This window comes from Sinomicrobium halophytocola (genome assembly GCF_052983395.1).
Genome location: NZ_JBRKIT010000048.1, coordinates 123,473 through 140,490, shown reverse-complemented (window position 1 = coordinate 140,490; position 17,018 = coordinate 123,473). Strand labels below are relative to the sequence as shown.

Annotated in this window: 17 protein-coding genes; 3 read left to right on the top strand and 14 right to left on the bottom strand. The window is 40.6% G+C overall.

From position 1 onward, the window contains the following. Positions 1-73: 73 nt before the first annotated feature. The 4 genes from ACVBDY_RS21590 to ACVBDY_RS21575 form a co-directional block, all read right to left on the bottom strand. Positions 74-1,141, bottom strand: a complete 1,068-nt coding sequence (locus ACVBDY_RS21590; RefSeq protein ID WP_447177552.1) for a hypothetical protein — start codon at positions 1,139-1,141, stop codon at positions 74-76. 194 nt (positions 1,142-1,335) lie between these two features. Then, positions 1,336-1,830 carry a MauE/DoxX family redox-associated membrane protein gene (locus ACVBDY_RS21585; RefSeq protein WP_447177551.1) on the bottom strand — a complete coding sequence of 165 codons (495 nt, stop codon included), beginning with the start codon at positions 1,828-1,830 and terminating at the stop codon, positions 1,336-1,338. Between the two features lie 763 nt (positions 1,831-2,593). After that, positions 2,594-3,547 carry a helix-turn-helix transcriptional regulator gene (locus ACVBDY_RS21580; protein WP_447177550.1) on the bottom strand — a complete coding sequence of 318 codons (954 nt, stop codon included), beginning with the start codon at positions 3,545-3,547 and terminating at the stop codon, positions 2,594-2,596. Positions 3,548-4,228: 681 nt separating this feature from the next. Continuing rightward, complete coding sequence (locus tag ACVBDY_RS21575) at positions 4,229-4,423, bottom strand: hypothetical protein (RefSeq protein WP_447177549.1); 195 nt, start codon at positions 4,421-4,423, stop codon at positions 4,229-4,231. A 657-nt stretch (positions 4,424-5,080) separates the two neighbouring features. Here ACVBDY_RS21575 and ACVBDY_RS21570 point away from each other — a divergent pair. Continuing rightward, positions 5,081-7,159, top strand: coding sequence for a CehA/McbA family metallohydrolase domain-containing protein (locus tag ACVBDY_RS21570; RefSeq protein WP_447177548.1), 2,079 nt, complete (start codon positions 5,081-5,083; stop codon positions 7,157-7,159). 190 nt (positions 7,160-7,349) lie between these two features. On the opposite strand, the gene ACVBDY_RS21565 is transcribed toward ACVBDY_RS21570, so the two are convergent. The 4 genes from ACVBDY_RS21565 to ACVBDY_RS21550 form a co-directional block, all read right to left on the bottom strand. Further along, complete coding sequence (locus ACVBDY_RS21565) at positions 7,350-8,252, bottom strand: helix-turn-helix domain-containing protein (protein WP_447177547.1); 903 nt, start codon at positions 8,250-8,252, stop codon at positions 7,350-7,352. 69 nt (positions 8,253-8,321) lie between these two features. Further along, positions 8,322-9,320, bottom strand: a complete 999-nt coding sequence (locus ACVBDY_RS21560; RefSeq protein ID WP_447177546.1) for an aldo/keto reductase — start codon at positions 9,318-9,320, stop codon at positions 8,322-8,324. A gap of 370 nt (positions 9,321-9,690) precedes the next feature. After that, positions 9,691-10,206: a GNAT family N-acetyltransferase gene (locus tag ACVBDY_RS21555; RefSeq protein ID WP_447177545.1), complete on the bottom strand. Its 516-nt coding sequence runs from the start codon at positions 10,204-10,206 to the stop codon at positions 9,691-9,693. A 21-nt stretch (positions 10,207-10,227) separates the two neighbouring features. After that, positions 10,228-10,677: a GNAT family N-acetyltransferase gene (locus ACVBDY_RS21550; protein ID WP_447177544.1), complete on the bottom strand. Its 450-nt coding sequence runs from the start codon at positions 10,675-10,677 to the stop codon at positions 10,228-10,230. A 91-nt stretch (positions 10,678-10,768) separates the two neighbouring features. On the opposite strand from ACVBDY_RS21550, the gene ACVBDY_RS21545 reads away from it, so the two are divergent. Next, a complete protein-coding gene (locus ACVBDY_RS21545) occupies positions 10,769-11,212 on the top strand; it encodes a MarR family winged helix-turn-helix transcriptional regulator (protein WP_447177543.1) in 444 nt (147 codons plus the stop codon). 111 nt (positions 11,213-11,323) lie between these two features. Here the strand turns inward: ACVBDY_RS21545 and ACVBDY_RS21540 are convergent, their stop codons facing one another. The 6 genes from ACVBDY_RS21540 to ACVBDY_RS21515 all read right to left on the bottom strand — a co-directional run bounded on the left by ACVBDY_RS21540 (position 11,324) and on the right by ACVBDY_RS21515 (position 15,828). Continuing rightward, positions 11,324-11,893, bottom strand: coding sequence for a Crp/Fnr family transcriptional regulator (locus ACVBDY_RS21540; RefSeq protein ID WP_447177542.1), 570 nt, complete (start codon positions 11,891-11,893; stop codon positions 11,324-11,326). Between the two features lie 5 nt (positions 11,894-11,898). After that, on the bottom strand, positions 11,899-12,708 hold the full coding sequence (locus tag ACVBDY_RS21535) for an SDR family oxidoreductase (protein WP_447177541.1): 810 nt from the start codon (positions 12,706-12,708) through the stop codon (positions 11,899-11,901). Positions 12,709-12,957: 249 nt separating this feature from the next. After that, on the bottom strand, positions 12,958-13,932 hold the full coding sequence (locus ACVBDY_RS21530) for a cyclase family protein (RefSeq protein ID WP_447177540.1): 975 nt from the start codon (positions 13,930-13,932) through the stop codon (positions 12,958-12,960). A gap of 3 nt (positions 13,933-13,935) precedes the next feature. Beyond that, entirely contained in the window at positions 13,936-14,919 is a 984-nt protein-coding gene (locus ACVBDY_RS21525; RefSeq protein WP_447177539.1) for an aldo/keto reductase, read from the bottom strand. An 11-nt stretch (positions 14,920-14,930) separates the two neighbouring features. Further along, positions 14,931-15,218, bottom strand: coding sequence for a putative quinol monooxygenase (locus ACVBDY_RS21520; protein WP_447177538.1), 288 nt, complete (start codon positions 15,216-15,218; stop codon positions 14,931-14,933). A gap of 4 nt (positions 15,219-15,222) precedes the next feature. Beyond that, on the bottom strand, positions 15,223-15,828 hold the full coding sequence (locus ACVBDY_RS21515) for an NAD(P)H-dependent oxidoreductase (protein WP_447177537.1): 606 nt from the start codon (positions 15,826-15,828) through the stop codon (positions 15,223-15,225). A 227-nt stretch (positions 15,829-16,055) separates the two neighbouring features. Here ACVBDY_RS21515 and ACVBDY_RS21510 point away from each other — a divergent pair, with 227 nt between their 5' ends. Continuing rightward, positions 16,056-16,955, top strand: coding sequence for a LysR family transcriptional regulator (locus ACVBDY_RS21510; protein WP_447177536.1), 900 nt, complete (start codon positions 16,056-16,058; stop codon positions 16,953-16,955). The last annotated feature ends 63 nt before the right edge of the window (positions 16,956-17,018 follow it).

Sequence of the window (17,018 nt, the reverse complement as noted above, 5' to 3'; positions counted from 1 at the left end):
TTAAAGTGCCTACTCTATTATACAGGTTTTCGGTCTTTATCCCTGATCATCGCGATAATGTTTTTGTATGTTATTAAATTTTTAAATGCATATAATTCATATTTAATTGATAAGCTATGATATACTGTTCGTATCTTGCTAATATTATACTGTTATTTATTACTACAAATTCCTTCATTTTTTTTTCTTTAAAGGAAGGAATATAAAAGCTATGTTGGTATTGTCCTTTATCTTCTAAAGAATATATATCTATTACAGAATTATTTTCAAATATGTTTGTGTTTTCGTTTGCGGCTAATATATTAGAATTGTTGTATAGGTAATTTATAGATATACAGTGTTTTTTGTTTACTATTAGTGAAGCGGCAGACATAGTAATTTTATTTTCAGAACTTATATTTCCTGTCTTTATTTTTACCTCATTAATAGTATCTATAGTATGAGCTTTATATTTTATATTAAAATTTTTATCCATATATAAGAATTCATTACGATAAAAATATATAAATACCAATTGTTCCGTATTTTTGTCATAATACAGTTCGCCATCTGTACTAAAAAGGCCCTCCTCATGTTGTTCTTCTAACAAGGAAGGAAAGATTTCAGGTTCGGAATTTCCTTTGATAATTTTATAGAAAGTGTTTTTAAAGTTATGAATTTTAATTAAAGCCAAAGAGGTATCCGATATAGGAAGGGCCTTGCTAAAATTAGTACCGTCCATATAAGGATAAGCAATCCAATTCTTAACATTTCCTCTGTGAATTATAGACATGTTTCCATCTAACAAATAAAAGTAGGAACTATAGAGCCTTACCTTTATACCCATGTATTTTTCTATGCTATCCGCTTTTATTTTGTATTGTGTAGTATCCTTAATATTTTTTAAATTGGCGCTTAAAATATGATTAAAAGCAGTATAATTTCCTAAATAAACATGGTCAGTATCTGCTCCAGCAATATAATACGAGTTATATTTCAAATCTAATGTATCCAATGGCTTCAAAATATTACCTGGCGCAAACACCCGGTCAAATCCGGCATGCTTATGATTTTCCTTTTTCGGAGCAGCGATATGCAGGGCCAGGACTACGGAAACCGCCAGGAATAGGGTAAATAATATGAATAGAATGCTGCGTTTCATGGTTGTGTTATTTCAGATTTATATTTTGGCTTGCGGGGAGGCACCCCCGCTGCCTTTGGCATCTCCCCCTCAAGGGGGAGAGCACTATCTTTTTAACTTTGATTTTTTATATTTCAGTTGTTATCAAATGAACTCATTATAGTCATTAAGAGTCGAGCACTCAATAACTCCCTGACTCCTCAACTCCAGGACTATTAAGCAGTAGTTGTCTTTCCAAACTTTACCGTGTTTTTTGAAGGTTCATGTGGTGGGCTAAGTAATAGTATACCTATTACTGCCAGTAGAACAAAGCCTATATTAAAGATAAGATGCTCCGTCCACCCCAGTTTTTCCAATACACCACCACAAGAGCAAGGGATCTTTTCACTAAAACTGAGAATAGCCACGATATAAGCGGTAAACATCACTATCAGGGCAAAAGCGCCGTACATACCGGTGAGCCGGGTTTTCGGCCAGGCCAGTAGCAGGGCTACGAGAATTTCTATGATAGGAATAAACCAGGCCGTAAACCCCGCAATGTTAGTCAGTAGGGGGGATTGGCCTATTTGTACGGTAAACTTCTGTACATCCATAAGCTTGTTTACGGCAGCATAAACAAATAAGAGGATAAAAAGAAAGCAGATAATTTCAAGAACGACACTTTTGTGCCTTACAAAAAAGCGTGGAATGGCTAAGAGGGTACGTTTCATAATCGGGGTAGATTAAGGTTGTTGTAATAGTTCTTAGTTTTGGAGTTGGGAGCCTTGGCGTTATTTTACTTACTTATACTATTAGTTATTTAAAACCCCAAACAACGCGTCAACTCCCATACTCCCAAAACAATATATATGGGTTGGTTAGTTTCTATTTCGGCCACTAATGCACGGATTATTTATGAGGGTACTTTTTAAAAATTATTCGTGTATCAGTGGCAACATATATTTTGAATCTGTTGTTAGAACTTGAGTTATTAAGTTAATAGGTTATTGGGTTATTTAGGCAATACGCAATAACTATGGCAATTTCCCCGCCGGACGGGCAGGATTGCCGCTTTCTAACCTCCGGACTTGCGGTCCGGAGTGGTATAATTTGGCCACGAATACACGGATTATTTATGGAACCCTTTAAAAAACATCCGTGCATCTCCCGGCGAAAATACCGGGACAGGTAGTGGCAATCTTTTTTCAATCTGTTATAAGAACTTATGTTTTTAGTTTTGAAGTATGGGATTCAAAGCACTCTGGTATCTTTTTGTTCTTTGAATCCCTTTACCTCAATAAGTAACCCTATGTGTCAAAAATCCTCTTTCTTCATTTTTAATCAGGGCTATTTGATTTTTAACTGGTGTAAAGTTCTGAAGTAAACCACCAAAACGACTCCTGAATCCGCAATATTTTCTCCTTATTTTGCAAGAATTTATATTCATTATGCAGGATTTACTGTCAAATTCACAATGTTGCTGTTTGGTATACCCTATCTTTTCTTTCTTATTTCCCCCGGGGAGCCTCCGTATTTCTTTTTAAAGGTCTTGTAAAAGTTGGAGGATGCTTTATATCCCAGGACCAATGCTATTTCTTCGATGGCCATGTCCGTATGGACCAGCAGGTGTTTGGCCTTTTCCATTCTTTTATCGGTATAAAAGTCATATAGGGTGGTTTGGAAAAGGCGTTTAAAGAGGATCCTGAGTTTTTCGCGGTTCATACCGGAGTCCTTTGCCAGTTTATTTATAGAGGGCCAGGGTGCGTCCAGGTGTTCTTCGATATAGCGGGCCATTTCCCGCACCGCTTTTTCTTCTTCGGTCTCCCGGGGCGATATTCTCCCTGAAAACTCCGGACCGGTGGCGGGCTTTAGGTCCTTTTTGGCGTCCTCCGTAACCAGGGGCCTGTTCATAAAGCCTTCAATGGAGGGCTTTGCAAACACTTTCGGAGCGGAAACACGGATAAGGCGGTCTTCCGTATTGCGGGTAAAACGGCAATAGGCCGGGCATTCTACCATATCGTTTATCTGAAAAGAGACCCCGAAGCTAAAAGGGGAGTCGAGGAGGGGGAACACCTCGTCTTCGAGGATGTCCCAGACCATGCGGTACTCATCGGTGAGTAATTCATCGAAAAACAAACAGTGTATCTGCTCCTGCTCCGTATTGAGGATATCCAGGACCACATCGTTGACCTGTTTCACATGAAAATCGTCGTCCAGGACAAAAGTCATATGGACTTCGCGGTAAAGGCCTTGTGCTGTTCCGGCCCGGTTGCGGACCAGTTGTGTCATAATATCCTGTAGTTCATTGATATATGTCACTATGGTATCATAACCCTCGTCGAAAAGGGAAAGCCTGAGCCTGTAAGACAGGTTGCCCAGCTTCATTTCGTTAAGTACAAAAAAAATATGCTCCAGGCGTTCTTTTTCAATATGTTCGTTTTCATCCATGGTGGGGTAGGTTTTAGAGGTTGTTCGGTAGTGTCATTGCCGTTTTTCTTTTTGAATTTCAACCGGGAGAAGGCCGGTCTGTATCACGATGCGGGCAAATTTTTTCATGGCGATTTGCGGGTTTAAAGGATAGTTCCCGAAAGTATCCGGTCCCGGGCCTGTGGCCGGCTAGGCCGGATTTTTCAGTTTGTAAATCTCAATCACCGCACTAACAATGTAGTGGTAGGGGTCGGTTATGTTCTTTTTCCGTCAATTTTATTGAAAAAGCCGTGAGCACCAAAGATCGTTATCTCTGTGCTATGGAATCTCCGGTTGTTTGGATAGAACTGCCCACGGCTTCTAACACGGGCAAGGGAGAGAAAAGATTAAATGTTGTTTACCTATAGTCCATATCAGCGATAATTAGTATATATTCTCATGGCCATGCACGAAGACAGAATTTCGTTTCGCGTGTTTTATAGCAAAATGCTATTAAGTTCTTTCGTATTGTAAATGTATAAACTTCAAAATGAGAACACTTACCTGTGAAGGATTTCTTTTTATCTGAGAGGGATTTTTACAGGATAACGCCGTTTCCGGGATGGATATCCGCAATACCGGAGACTCCCGTGGCGGTTGCGGGGTTGCTATTTACCCCATAGCGTGCAGGCCAAACAGTATCCCGCAGAAATGAATACGGGCTTAGTCCGTTTTCCGTCCGGAAACGATCTTTTTCCAGGCGGCTTCCATATCCGGGAACCTGTTCGGTTCACGATGTTTCAGCCCGTCAAAATATTCCCGGTGGACAGGACTTTCGGCATACCATGCGTCGAAGATCGCTTCTTCTTTTTCGGACAGATGGCTTATTAATTTTTTAAAAAGAATAATATATTCCATTTTTAATGGGTTTTAGGCAGGAAGGGGAAACAGGCAACTTCTACTAACAACTTTGGGTTTATAAAGGGCATCCTGCCTGGTTTTTACGGTTTCACCAGGCAGAGAGGGCTTTAAATTACCCGGTTATTCGCAATAAGGCTTATCTGAGAGGGATTATTTCTTATCTCAGAGGGATTTTTACTTCTGTTTTTGTTAAAATCTAAGGATTACGCTTTACGCACTTGGGTGTAAAGCAAGAATTAAAGTTACAACGGAAATACCTGATAACATTACGAGAATCCGTAAAACGGGCAATTTTTAAATCTCCTTTACCGTATACTTTTGCGAACTATGACCAGGGAACAACGGGGTTACGGGAATAGAACTCGTCTTGAGTTATTATAATTTGCTGCAAAACCCTCTTTTGCACTCATATTTTGTCTTTTTTAATACAACGGCCCATAGCGGGTGTTTGAACCGGGTCGCCGGCGAAGATATCGTACACGAGGTTTTTATGGCTGTCCGGGATAACGTACATCGATGAAACCGCGGTTTTTTTAAAACCGGGTTATACGGATAGGTTTATAAAAAGTGTTTTTTATTTGTATATTGTGTGAGTTCCAATAGGAGAACTCAAGACGAGTTCGGATTATGAATTTTAACCGATCAAATATTTACATGAAAAACACCTTATTATTTGCATTCCTGCTACAGACATTGCTTTTAACAGCACAAATTCCTGTTTCACTACCTGGCAATTTAGAAGAAAATGAAACAAAAATAAACCGTGAGGGAAATAATTTGGAGATAACATGGCCCCTGGCAAATGCCAACGAGGCCAGAATGGTACTCAACCTTGAAGAAGGTAAACCGCTGTTTCACACGATGGGAATAGTTGAAAAAGGAAATTTAAAAGAAATAGTGCAGGATCTCGACCCTGCTTTTATCATCAATGTCGGAAAAAGAACGTTGAAACCCGAAAACGGCTGGACTGTTTTTTTTGATAAAGTGCCCGAAAGGCCTTATACGTCCCATGTGCTGAAATTCAATAAAAAGGATTTGAAGGTCACTAAAGGAGGACAAAGGACTAAAATTGTAATAGAAGAAATTACAGCGCCGGATTTTACGGGGAATATTGAAATTACCATTTATAACGATCAGCCGTTGTTTAATATAGCCGCGGTGGTCTCTACTCGGAAAGATAGCACGGCACTGCTCTACGATGCCGGGCTTGTCGGGGCACAAGCCTGGGAAAAGGTTTCCTTTATCAATAACGACAACCGGTTTCAGGAAATAAATTCGTCTGTAAAAGACACCAGCACCAACGAGGCGGTAAAGTACCGGACGATCATCGGCAACTCGAAAAAGGGAGCTATTGCTGTTTTTCCCCCTCCTCACCAATACTTCTACCCGTTGGATGAAGCGTTTAACTTAAAATTTACCTGGCATGGGCCCAATTACAGGAAAATGATCCCGGAATACGGAATTGGTATCAGGCAGGACCCGGAGGGAGACCATCGATTTGTTCCGTGGTTTAACGCGCCTCCCGGAACAGCACAACGGCTTAACTTCTTTTGTTTACTGGGTGCCGACGGACCGGAAACACTGATCGATGCTGTTAAGGCATACACGCACGAGGACACCTATGTTCCGTTACCCTCGTATAAAACGATGGCCAGTCATTTTCATAACGAGTTTATAATGAACGTGGTTATGGCCGATGAGACCGTTCCGGAGAACCCCGGGTTTGTGGATGTTTTCAAACAAATGGGAGTGGATATCGTGCATTTGGGGGAGTTTCATTATACGGCTCATCCCAAGGGTCCCGACCCTCAGCGTTTATCGGAACTGGACGCGCTGTTTAAAGAATGCAAACGTCTTTCTGATGGTGATTTCCTCTTGCTTCCTGGAGAAGAACCGAACGAATTTTTAGGAGGCCACTGGATGGCGATATTCCCGAAACCCGTTTACTGGATAATGAGCAGGGAAGAAAACAAACCATTTCTTACCGAAGACACGACCTACGGCAAAATATACCGGATAAAGGATGAAAAAGAAATGCTGCGCCTGCTGGAACTGGAAAACGGGTTAGCCTGGACCGCACACCCCAGGATAAAAGGTTCTACCGGGTACCCTGATAAATATAAAGAGGAACATTTTTTTAAATCGGATCATTTCCTGGGCGGGGCATGGAAAGCCATGCCGGCAGACTTGTCCGAACAAAGACTGGGACTCCGGGTGCTGGATCTGCTGGATGATATGAACAATTGGGGAGATAAGAAAAGGATTATAGCGGAATCGGACCTTTTTACGGTTACTCCCGAAAATGAAATGTACGCCCATATGAACATTAATTATTTGCAAATGGACCATTTGCCGGATTTCGAAGAAGGATGGCAACCGGTACTGGATGCAATGACCGAAGGAAAGTTCTTCTCCACCACGGGAGAGATCCTGATCCCGTCGTTTTCAGTGAATAAAAAGACTTCCGGGCAAACCGTTAAAGTAGGTGAAAACGGAGAAACTGATATCGCTTTAGAGGTGGACTGGACTTTTCCCTTAAGTTTTGTCACTATTATTTCCGGCGACGGAGAAAAGGTTTTTAAAGAACGGATGAATCTTGAGGACACCAGGGCTTTTGGGTCCGGGGAATTTCAATTTTCTGTTAACCTGTCCGGCCGGAAATGGGTACGCGTTGAGGTATGGGATGTCGCCGTCAATGGCGCGTTTACGCAGACCGTTTACCTGGAGGACTAAAAATCAGCCCGGATAAACTCCGGTTTACCCCGAAAACCCGGTTTTCGTTTTGAACCGCCAGGGGTAGGGAAGTGGTGAGGTTTATCTAATATAAAAACGGGATGAAAAGGATTTTCCTTTTTGTCCCGTTAAGTGATGTAACGGCTGCTTAATGGCCCTATTTTTATTATGTGAGGCTCATAAGTGTAGCTTAATTTCCGTTAAATGCCTGCCGGAATTCAAGAGGTGACAAACTGGTTTTCTTCTTGAATAGCGTACTGAACGATTGTGCGTGTTCAAAGCCAAATGTATAAGCAATTTCGCCTACCGATAAATTTGTAGTCGAGAGTTTTTCCTTCGCCTTTTCAATCAACCTCTGATGTATATGCTGTTGTGTATTTTGTCCTGTATGCATGCGCAGTAGATCGCTCAGGTAGTTTGGAGACAGGTTCATGAGTTCGGCCATGCGTTGTACCGTTAATAGTTCCGGTTGCGTTGTCGTACTGCTGTCAAAATACCCTTCAACAAGGCGTTCAAATTTGACAAGCAGTTGATGATTGTGGTTTTTCCGGGTGATAAACTGCCGCTCGTAAAATCGTTTGGAATAATTGAGCAACAACTCAATTTGCGATAGGATAATTTCCTGCGTATATTTATCAATATGCAGGCATTCCTTATCGATCTTGTTCAATATTGTAATAAGATCATCTTCTTCTTCAGCAGAAAGATGCAGCGCCTCATTTACAGCGTAAGAGAAGAAGTTATACCCGTTAATGTTGCTTGCCAGGGGATGGGCCAGCAAAAAGTCGGGATGGAAAATAAGCAGGTAACCTGATCCGCATTCTACGGTGTTCAGATCCAGGTATTGAACTTGATTAGGTGCCGTAAAGCTCAGAACACCCTTATCGTAATCATAATGTTGCTGACCATATCGTATTTTACCCTTGGCTTCCCTTTTGAGGGCAACACAATAAAATCTATTCACAAAACCTTTCCATACATCATCTTCCAGGAAAATACTTTCGGCGAGGTTAATCACACTTACCAATGGATGGCGTGGCTCGGGCAAAGAGAGCAACCGGTGAAATTCTGAGACTGATCTGATGGCATTCATAATGCTAATTTAAACATTTTAATGTGTAGCGTAGCGGTTGCATTCTTAAAATGCAACCGTACCAATGCGCTAATCAATAAGCCCCATACTAAACTCGTCGTATGGATCACCGGTATCAGTACCCAACGGCACAATGCTTTCGAGTTTCGACAGATCAGCTTCGTTTAATTCAATTTCGGTGGCCGCTATGTTTTGCTCTAAATATTTTCTTCGTTTGGTGCCCGGAATAGGTAAGATGCCCTTATTTATAATCCAAGCCAGTGCCAACTGTGATGTGGTTATATTTTTCGCTTCGGCCATTGTCTCAATTGCTTTAACCAACTCCATATTCTTGTAAAAATGAGCTTCCTGGAAACGGGGAATGGCCCGTCGAAAATCATTTTCCGGTAAGTCATCTATGGTTCGGATCTGCCCGGATAAAAAACCACGTCCTAATGGGGAATAAGCAACAAAACCTATCCCAAGTTCATTTAAAGTATTCAGTATGCCACGTTCTTCTGTGGTACGCTCAAATAAAGAATATTCACTTTGTACCGCCGTAATCGGGTGAACTGCGTGAGCTCTTTTTACGGTTTCCGAAGATACTTCTGACAGCCCGAGATAACCCACTTTGCCTTCCTTCACCAGCTCGCTCATCGCCTCAATGGTTTCTTCGATGGGCGTGTTTTTATCAAGCCGGTGCATATAGTACAAATCAATATACTCCGTGTTAAGATTTCTAAGTGAACGTTCCACCGCTTTTTTGACATACTCTTTTTTGCCATTAATAGCCCAGGTTACTTTGTTGTTATCATCTATTTCCCAGCCGAATTTTGTCGCGATAATATATTTATCCCTATTACCATCTATTGCTTTGGCAATCAACTGTTCATTTTTGAAAGGGCCGTACAAATCGGCAGTATCTAAAAAATTACCCCCTAATTCGAGCGATCGGTGAATGGTGGCCATAGCTTCCTGCTCATCGGCCTCTCCATACATATTTGCATCTTCAAAACCCGTCATACCCATACAGCCCAAACCGATAATTGGTAAAGTCAAACCTTCGCTTCCCAGATTTATTTTCTTCATAACCATACTATTAATTTTAATAGGTCAAAGTTCGCAAAGAGCACTTTAACGGCTGTATGCAAAGCCCCGAAAGTTGTATGCAAATCAAGGATTAGCTAAAGATTAAATCTGATGTAGTCACTGCAAACCATTATAAGCCATCTCACAGACCGGGAGGGGGAGGGCAGCACCGTAAAAAATTATAGAAGAATAGTTTATATGTATGTGTTCCCGGTTTAAGTATTTTAAATAGAGCTGTTTTTACTCACTAAGTGAGATTTAAATGCTCCGACGCTTGCGTTGAAAAGTAATCTATGGTTTCCGCCTCATGCCTCGTGTCCCGATAGGTATCGGGATGCCCCGAGGTAGTTGACTCGAATTAGCTAGGGTTTTAATTTTTAAGGTTGATTTCAAACAAACACACAGGCGCTTTGTGGTAATGCTCAGGGAGCCCCTTGGTATCCTCAAGTTCAAACATTCCTAAAAAGTCAAAACCCGAATTTTTATAATGTTCAATAAGTCGGGCGTTGTTTCCCGTGGTATCCATTCTTACATATTGCTTTCCGATAGCTATTGTGTATTCCTTGGCCCAATCGACAATTTTTGTGACAAAGTTATTGCCCCTGAAGTCGGGGTTAGTCGCAATTCTATGAATATAAACGGCGCTATCTTCGTTTCTCTTTTGCCAGATCTGTGCATCGCTAAAGGTAATGGCCCAAATGCAGGCAATTTCACCGTTAATAGTCATTTTCCACTGCCGGTTTTCACTAATTTCATTTTCAATAAGCCCCCGTTCAAAATCGGGCCATACGGTGACCTCTTTTTTTGCTTTTTGATAGTCCGAAGCAATTTTATACAGCCGGAATATGTCGTCTATATCGTTGATTGTGCTGTTGCTGATGGTCATCTTTATTATATCTTTTAATTCCTATTTATTAGTTGTGTGCAATTTTAATTTCATGTGGTTATGGGGAATACCCACTTCTTCAAAGGGTTTTCCGTATACTTTAAACCCGAGCTTTGTATAAAAATCAACCGCATATTTCCTGGAATGACAGCTAATCTCCTGAAGTCCTTTGTTGCGGGCAAATGTTATAATCTCACAGAGCAACAGTTTTCCTATTCCTTTTCCCTGAATGTTCGTATCAACTGCCATTTGCATCAGTTGGGCGGTACCCGGGGTTTCTTCCGAAGGGACTAAAACTGCACAGCCCATGACCATGTTATCTTCCACGGCTACAAAATGCCAGGATTTTTCATCATGCATTTCCCAGGAATTATCGGGGATTCCCAACGGGCGTAGAAGAACTTTATTTCTTAACTCCCTCATGGGATCATAAAGGGGGTCTGCCATTGTAATGTTCTTTATGGTCATCATTTTTTAGGATCGGTTTTAATTTACATTTCGTATATTACTTGACAAAAGCAAATATAAACAAAAATACTTGACAGAGGCAAATAAATGAATTATGGATGAAATGGAAATTATACATACGATAAGAAAGTTTAACCGTAATTATGTCAGAAGTATCGGACTGCTGGAAAAAACCTTATTGAATACTGATTATTCGCTGACCGAATCGCAAATCCTTTTCATTGTTAACGAACAAAAGAAAACCACTGCGACGGACATCAATAAAGTATTGAAGCTGGATGAGGGGTATTTAAGCCGAATTATAAAAAAACTGATTTCAAAATCTTTGTTGACTAAAGAACAATCTTCATCCGATAAACGATGTTTTGAAATCAAGCTGACTGAAAAGGGACTAAAAGAGCAACAAAAACTGGATGAACTATCCTCTGATTCGGTTCGATCCGTCATTTCCCCTTTAAACCCATCCGATCAGACAGAGCTGGCGGGTTTGTTTAAGCGGATTATAATTTTGTTATATGAAGGCAGATCTTCATCTTAATGAATTCCTATGGAGCCTTAATTACATGGCGTTGGCAACTGGCCTTTACCTTGGCCCTTCTTTATAGTAAATATCTGTCTTAAAGATCAAGGCAGTAAATTCGTCTCCTGATTATCGAATATTTTTTCTGATTCTACTCAACGAAGTTGGAGTAATTCCTAAATATGATGCAATATATATAAGCGGTATTCTGTTGGCTAAATTTGGGAAGTTTTTCAAAAAATCAACATATCTGGTTTTGGCATCTGTGGTCAGCATGGGCTGCACCACATGTACTTTATCTAATAATGTTTTTATGGTGACTTTATTGATTATTTTGTCCCAGTCAATTATTGTTTCCGAAAGCTCTTTAAAACTTTCATACGAGAATGAAATCAACCGACAATCCGTAACCGTCCGTATGTAGATCATAGACGAAATTTGGTGGTTAAAGCTATCCAGATCCACCACAAAATTATTTTCAGCTACGAAATGATGGACGATTTCTTCGCCTTTGCTGTTGTAGTAACAGATCATCAAAATACCTTCCTGTACAAAACCAATATGTTTTGCAATTTTTCCGGCCTCAGAAAAATACTCGCCTTTTGGCAAGTATTTTTCTTCCGCCTTCGTTTGAATCAAATCGAGCTGTTTTTGATTAGGTTGCCCGAATTGCAATAAATAGCTGATGAGTTCTTCCATATATTTTAATTGTCAAAAAAGGCTTTTCTCCTTGTGTCTGATATTGAATCTATCCCTTTTAAAATTAGTTCTTTATATCTTGTTGTCGCATCATTTCCTGCAAAATAATGTATTTGTTTTTTACCATCTGTTACGGCTTCATAAACAACTTCGGCAATACGGGCCGGGTTATCTGCATTAGTAAAAGCATGAGGATGAGCATAAGCTTTTAATACTTTATTCCAGTCTTCCTCATAGGCTTCGTGTACTGTCATTTGAGCGTTATCAACGAAATTTGTTTGCATAAATCCGGGAACGATTGTTTTAATGCTGACACCTATGCTGTCCAACTCGTAAGTCATTCCCGTAGTCCAGGCTTCTAATGCTGATTTTGTTGCTGCATATAGTGACATAAATGGGTCTGGAATATAAGCACCTAAAGAGGTTGTAGTGATTATTATTCCCGTTTTCCTCGCTCTAAAATAAGGAAGAAATGCTTTGGTCAGACGAATTGTTCCGAAGACGTTAGTATGGAATTGTTGCTCCAATTGTTCATCGGAAGTTGCTTCCAATGCTCCGGCTAAAGCATAGCCTGCGTTGTTAAACAATACATCAACAGGACTTATTTGTTCAGCTTTTTTAACAACCTCTATAATTTGATTTGTGTTGCTGATGTCCAATTGTAAAAGATGTGTATCGGGTAATTGAGAAAGTTCCCTTTCGTTTTCGGGTTTTCGCATTGTGGCAATTACGGTCCATCCTTTTTCTGCAAATAGTTTAGCCGTAACTTTTCCTAACCCTGACGCAGCTCCTGTTATAAAAATTGTCTTGTTCATTTTTTCTTTTTTAATCTCTTAGGCAAAGGACAAGAATTAAAAACTTACAAGACTTGCCATTTGGCAAGAAATACTATAGTGAATGTTTTATCCTGCTTCAATTTGGTTAATGCGGTCGCCCTGATCTCCTGCTGAAATGAGTAAAACCTGTCATGGCCATAGCCTTGCCAGGTGTAGCTACATCCTCATAACTATGGCAATTTCACTGCCACTTTCTAACCTCCGGACTTGCAGTCCGGAGAGGTTTATTTAATAGATTGCCACGGGATTGATGTTAACCTGAGTAGAACCGACATAAAGCGGCTGGCCCAATACAAATAAAAATTCCCGGACTTTATCTCTAACCAGGGCCCGACTGTCTATCAGTTCTAAATTATAGATGCCGCGCTTGGCAAGCATATACTGATTGACAGGAAACTCCTCGTTGCTCGCCGGATTTGGGTATACTTCAGAAGCCCATGTGTCTCCGCCAAATGCGACGATCCCCTGATCGGCTAACCATTTTGCGGCCTCCAATCCAATACCGGGTTCTACTTCAAGGAATTGTTTGTTGTCTTTTCCGATAAGTTCCAACCACCCGGTGTTAAACAATACAACATCACCTTTCCGTATGCTTATTCCTTGTTTTTTAAGTACCGCCTGAATATCGGCAACCGTAAATTCGGTACCGCCGGGAATAATGGATTTCCCATAGTGTTCGGTCATATCCAATACTATTCCACGGGTAACCATAGGCGGAACTTTCTCTATACCAAGTTTCTTCACACCTTCCACAGTAACAAAATCCGCTGCTTTATTTCCGTTATAGTATATGTTATCTATCCCGATATGACCAATCCCGTTTAGCTGAGTGCCTACACCCGTCCAAGCAGTAACCAATTCATCATTGAAGCTGAATTTATTCGGTCCCACGGTTTGCCCGGCCTGTTCTCCGGGTTGAATATTGTAAAGATTAAAACTACGGTGGCGGAATGCCGGCAGGTGTTTATCAATAGGTACAGCCAGGGGATAGGTCTTTCCGGTCTTTACCAACTTAACGGCCTGCAAGACAATTTCCGGACTTAACAAATTAACCGCACCGATTTCGTCGTTTGCTCCATAAACCGACGGGTACCATGATGTATCTTTCGGATCGATACTTTGACCCTGGGCATAGGTCCCCCATACACTGGTCAGCAGCAGGGCAGTTACCGTCATTATTTTTAAATATTCCTTTGCTTTCATCTTTTATAATTTTAAAAGTTCATTATTTATGAGCTGTAATTCGTCACCTGACAATTTGAAGTCAAGTGCCCGGGCATTGGCGATTGCCTGCTCCGCATTCCTGGCTCCTGCCAAAACAACGCTGATACCCGGCTGAAGTGTTGTCCACTGTAAGACCAGTTGTGAAAGTGTAGCGCCTTTGCTTTTTGCGACTGGCTCAATTGCCTGCAAAAAGGATTTTACTTTTTCCAAGTTAAACTGGGAAAAATACCCATTCCGGTGGTCATCGCCTTTTAGTTTACTTTCTTTGAAGTATTTACCTGTTAACAAGCCACGCTCCATCGGGCTGTACACAATGATCCCCAATTCATTTTCCAGTGCATAAGGCACCAAGTCATTCTCAATCGTACGATTCAGCATACTGTAAGAAACCTGGTTGCTGGCTAATTTCAGGGTTCTGGAAGCTTCTTTCAATTGATCTACACTATAATTGCTCACTCCGGCGGCACGGATTTTACCTTGTTGTATCAATAATTCCAGTGCTTCCATCGTTTCACCGATAGCAGTTGAATTGTCCGGCCAGTGCAACTGCAATAAGTCGATATAATCCGTACCCAAACGTTTCAGGCTTTCTTCAACCTCTTTTACGATGCTCTCTCTGGCGGCATATTTGTAAACAGGTATTTTCTTTCCATCTTCTTCGGCATCAAAGAAAAACTCACCCTTGCCTTTGTTGCTTCCATCCCAGACCAATCCGAATTTGGTTAACAATTGGATATGGCTTCTGTCTTTTCCTTTGATGGCCTCACCGATCATTTCTTCGCTTAAACCAAAGCCGTAAAAGGGCGCCGTGTCAATACTGGTAACACCGTGATCCAGCGACGCATGGATAGAGTCGATAGAGTCTTTTTTATCATTACCGCCCCACATATTGCCTCCGATAGCGAAAGCACCGTGTGTAATAGCAGATAATTCCAGATCTGTATTGCCTAATGTTCTGTATTCCATTTTTTTAAATTTTATAGTAATGTTGTTAAAATTATTGTCGGCTGTTCCTGTAACTTTTCCGTAGCAAGTTCTCCGAATGCCTTGATGTAGGGTTGCTCATTGTGTGCCGCCAAACCTTCCCTGCTTTTCCATATTTCGTAGAAAATGAACAGGTTTTGATCTTCCAGACCTTGATGGAGATTATACAATTCACATGCTTCTTCTTTTCGGGTTTGTTGCACCATGTTTTGTAATATGGAGGCAACTTCTTCCCGGTATTCTTCTTTGGCCTTAATAATAGCTGTTAAATGGATTTTCATCTTTTTATTTTTTTAATTGTGGTGCAAAAACCTTTTCGAGATGTTTGGTATATTCGGTCATATCTCTGGTTACGTCAGCATTTTTTTCAACATCATGGAAATGAAAACTTTCCATTTTTTCAAGTGAGGCAAAAGCGTTCATCCGGTGGAAGCCGAACAAAGGACCGTTATCGACGCTCGTTTCGTTGAAAAATTCACCGGGTAGTGTAAATGCTGTCTTAGGGGCATTCCAACTGCTTGTTACCATATATTTCCTTCCCTGTAACATACCGCCTGTGCCATAATTGATGTCAGGGTTCCGGGAAGTACGTCCATCGCTGTGATAGATTCCTTTCTTATGTCCCGCTGTAAATACTTCGTCAATGTATTTTTTAAACCCGTTGGGGATCTGGAACCACCACATGGGGGTATGATAGATGATGTAATCTGCCCAGACAAATTTCTTTACCTCTTCTTCATTGTCGTATCCGTCTTCGATATTGGTCAGTTTTATTTCAACATCCTCAAATCTTTCAAAAAAGGAAAGGGTGTTTTCTGTAACGGTTTGGTTATACTTTCCGCCGGAATGAGCAAATTTCTGCCCTGCATTTATGATAAGTATATGTTTCATGTTTGCTTGTTTTTAAATTCAGACACAAAAGTATAGCGACAATTACTATTACAAAAATAACTTAACTCATATACTTCTATTAGTATTATAATAGCTTAGGGATACTTGGTTTTTACACCTGTTTTCATCTATTTGTGGACTTTTTTTAAATTTTATGACAACTTTAATCGGGACTAACTATTATTAAAGTAATTATATTTATATTTTTGTATTATAATTTTAATATCATGGTTAACTTAGAATGGTATCGCACTTTTAAAGCGATTTACAAAACGGGAACATTGACAGGTGCGGCGGAACCCTTATTCATATCCCAGCCGGGGGTTAGTCTCCATTTAAGCTCTTTGGAGGCTTATGTGGGCTATAAACTATTTGACCGCACCGGCCGCAAAATGATTCCGACCGAACGCGGAAAGGTCCTTTTTAATGCGTTAGCTGAACCGTTGACAAAACTCGAAGAGATTGAAAAGAATTTTCAAAAATCTACCGAGAAGAACACACCTACTATCAGCGTTGGTATGTGTTTTGAGACCTTCCAGATTACATTGGAGCAATATGTATCCACCCTGCCTTTTAATTTAATCATCAGCTTTGGTGAGTATCCGGAGATGCTGGATCAGTTGGACAAGGGTATTTTAGACCTTATCATCACGCCAAAAAAAGGAGTATCTCCCCATATTGAGCATGAACCTTTTTCTTCGGAAAATATCGTATTGGTAGGAGGGAAAGATATTGACCTGAAAGCGTTCAAAGATGTTCATAAAACGAAAAACAGGACACAAATCGAGCTTTGGCTAAAACAACACAAGTGGTATGGAACTACGGGTGATATGGAGCATCTTTTCCAATTTTGGAGTTTGAACTTTGGGAAGAAGCCGGATTTCAGACCAAACTATATTGTCCCGAATCTCAATTCCATTGTGCGTTGTCTGAGCGGAGGAAGCGGTTTGGCTGTTATCCCTGATTTTCTATGCCATACTGAGATAAAAAGCGGTGAAATTCAGCTGATATGGAAAGGTGACAAAAAGTTAAAGAACACGCTCTATTTTGGAACACGTAAAAAAAGCACCCATAATAAGGAAATAGAGCATATAAAAGGACTATTCAAGAAAGCGCAGGGTTTATAAAGAAGATTTGATGTTATGCTCACATTATTAAATAGCCGAACTTCAGGTTTTTGTAGCTGAAAG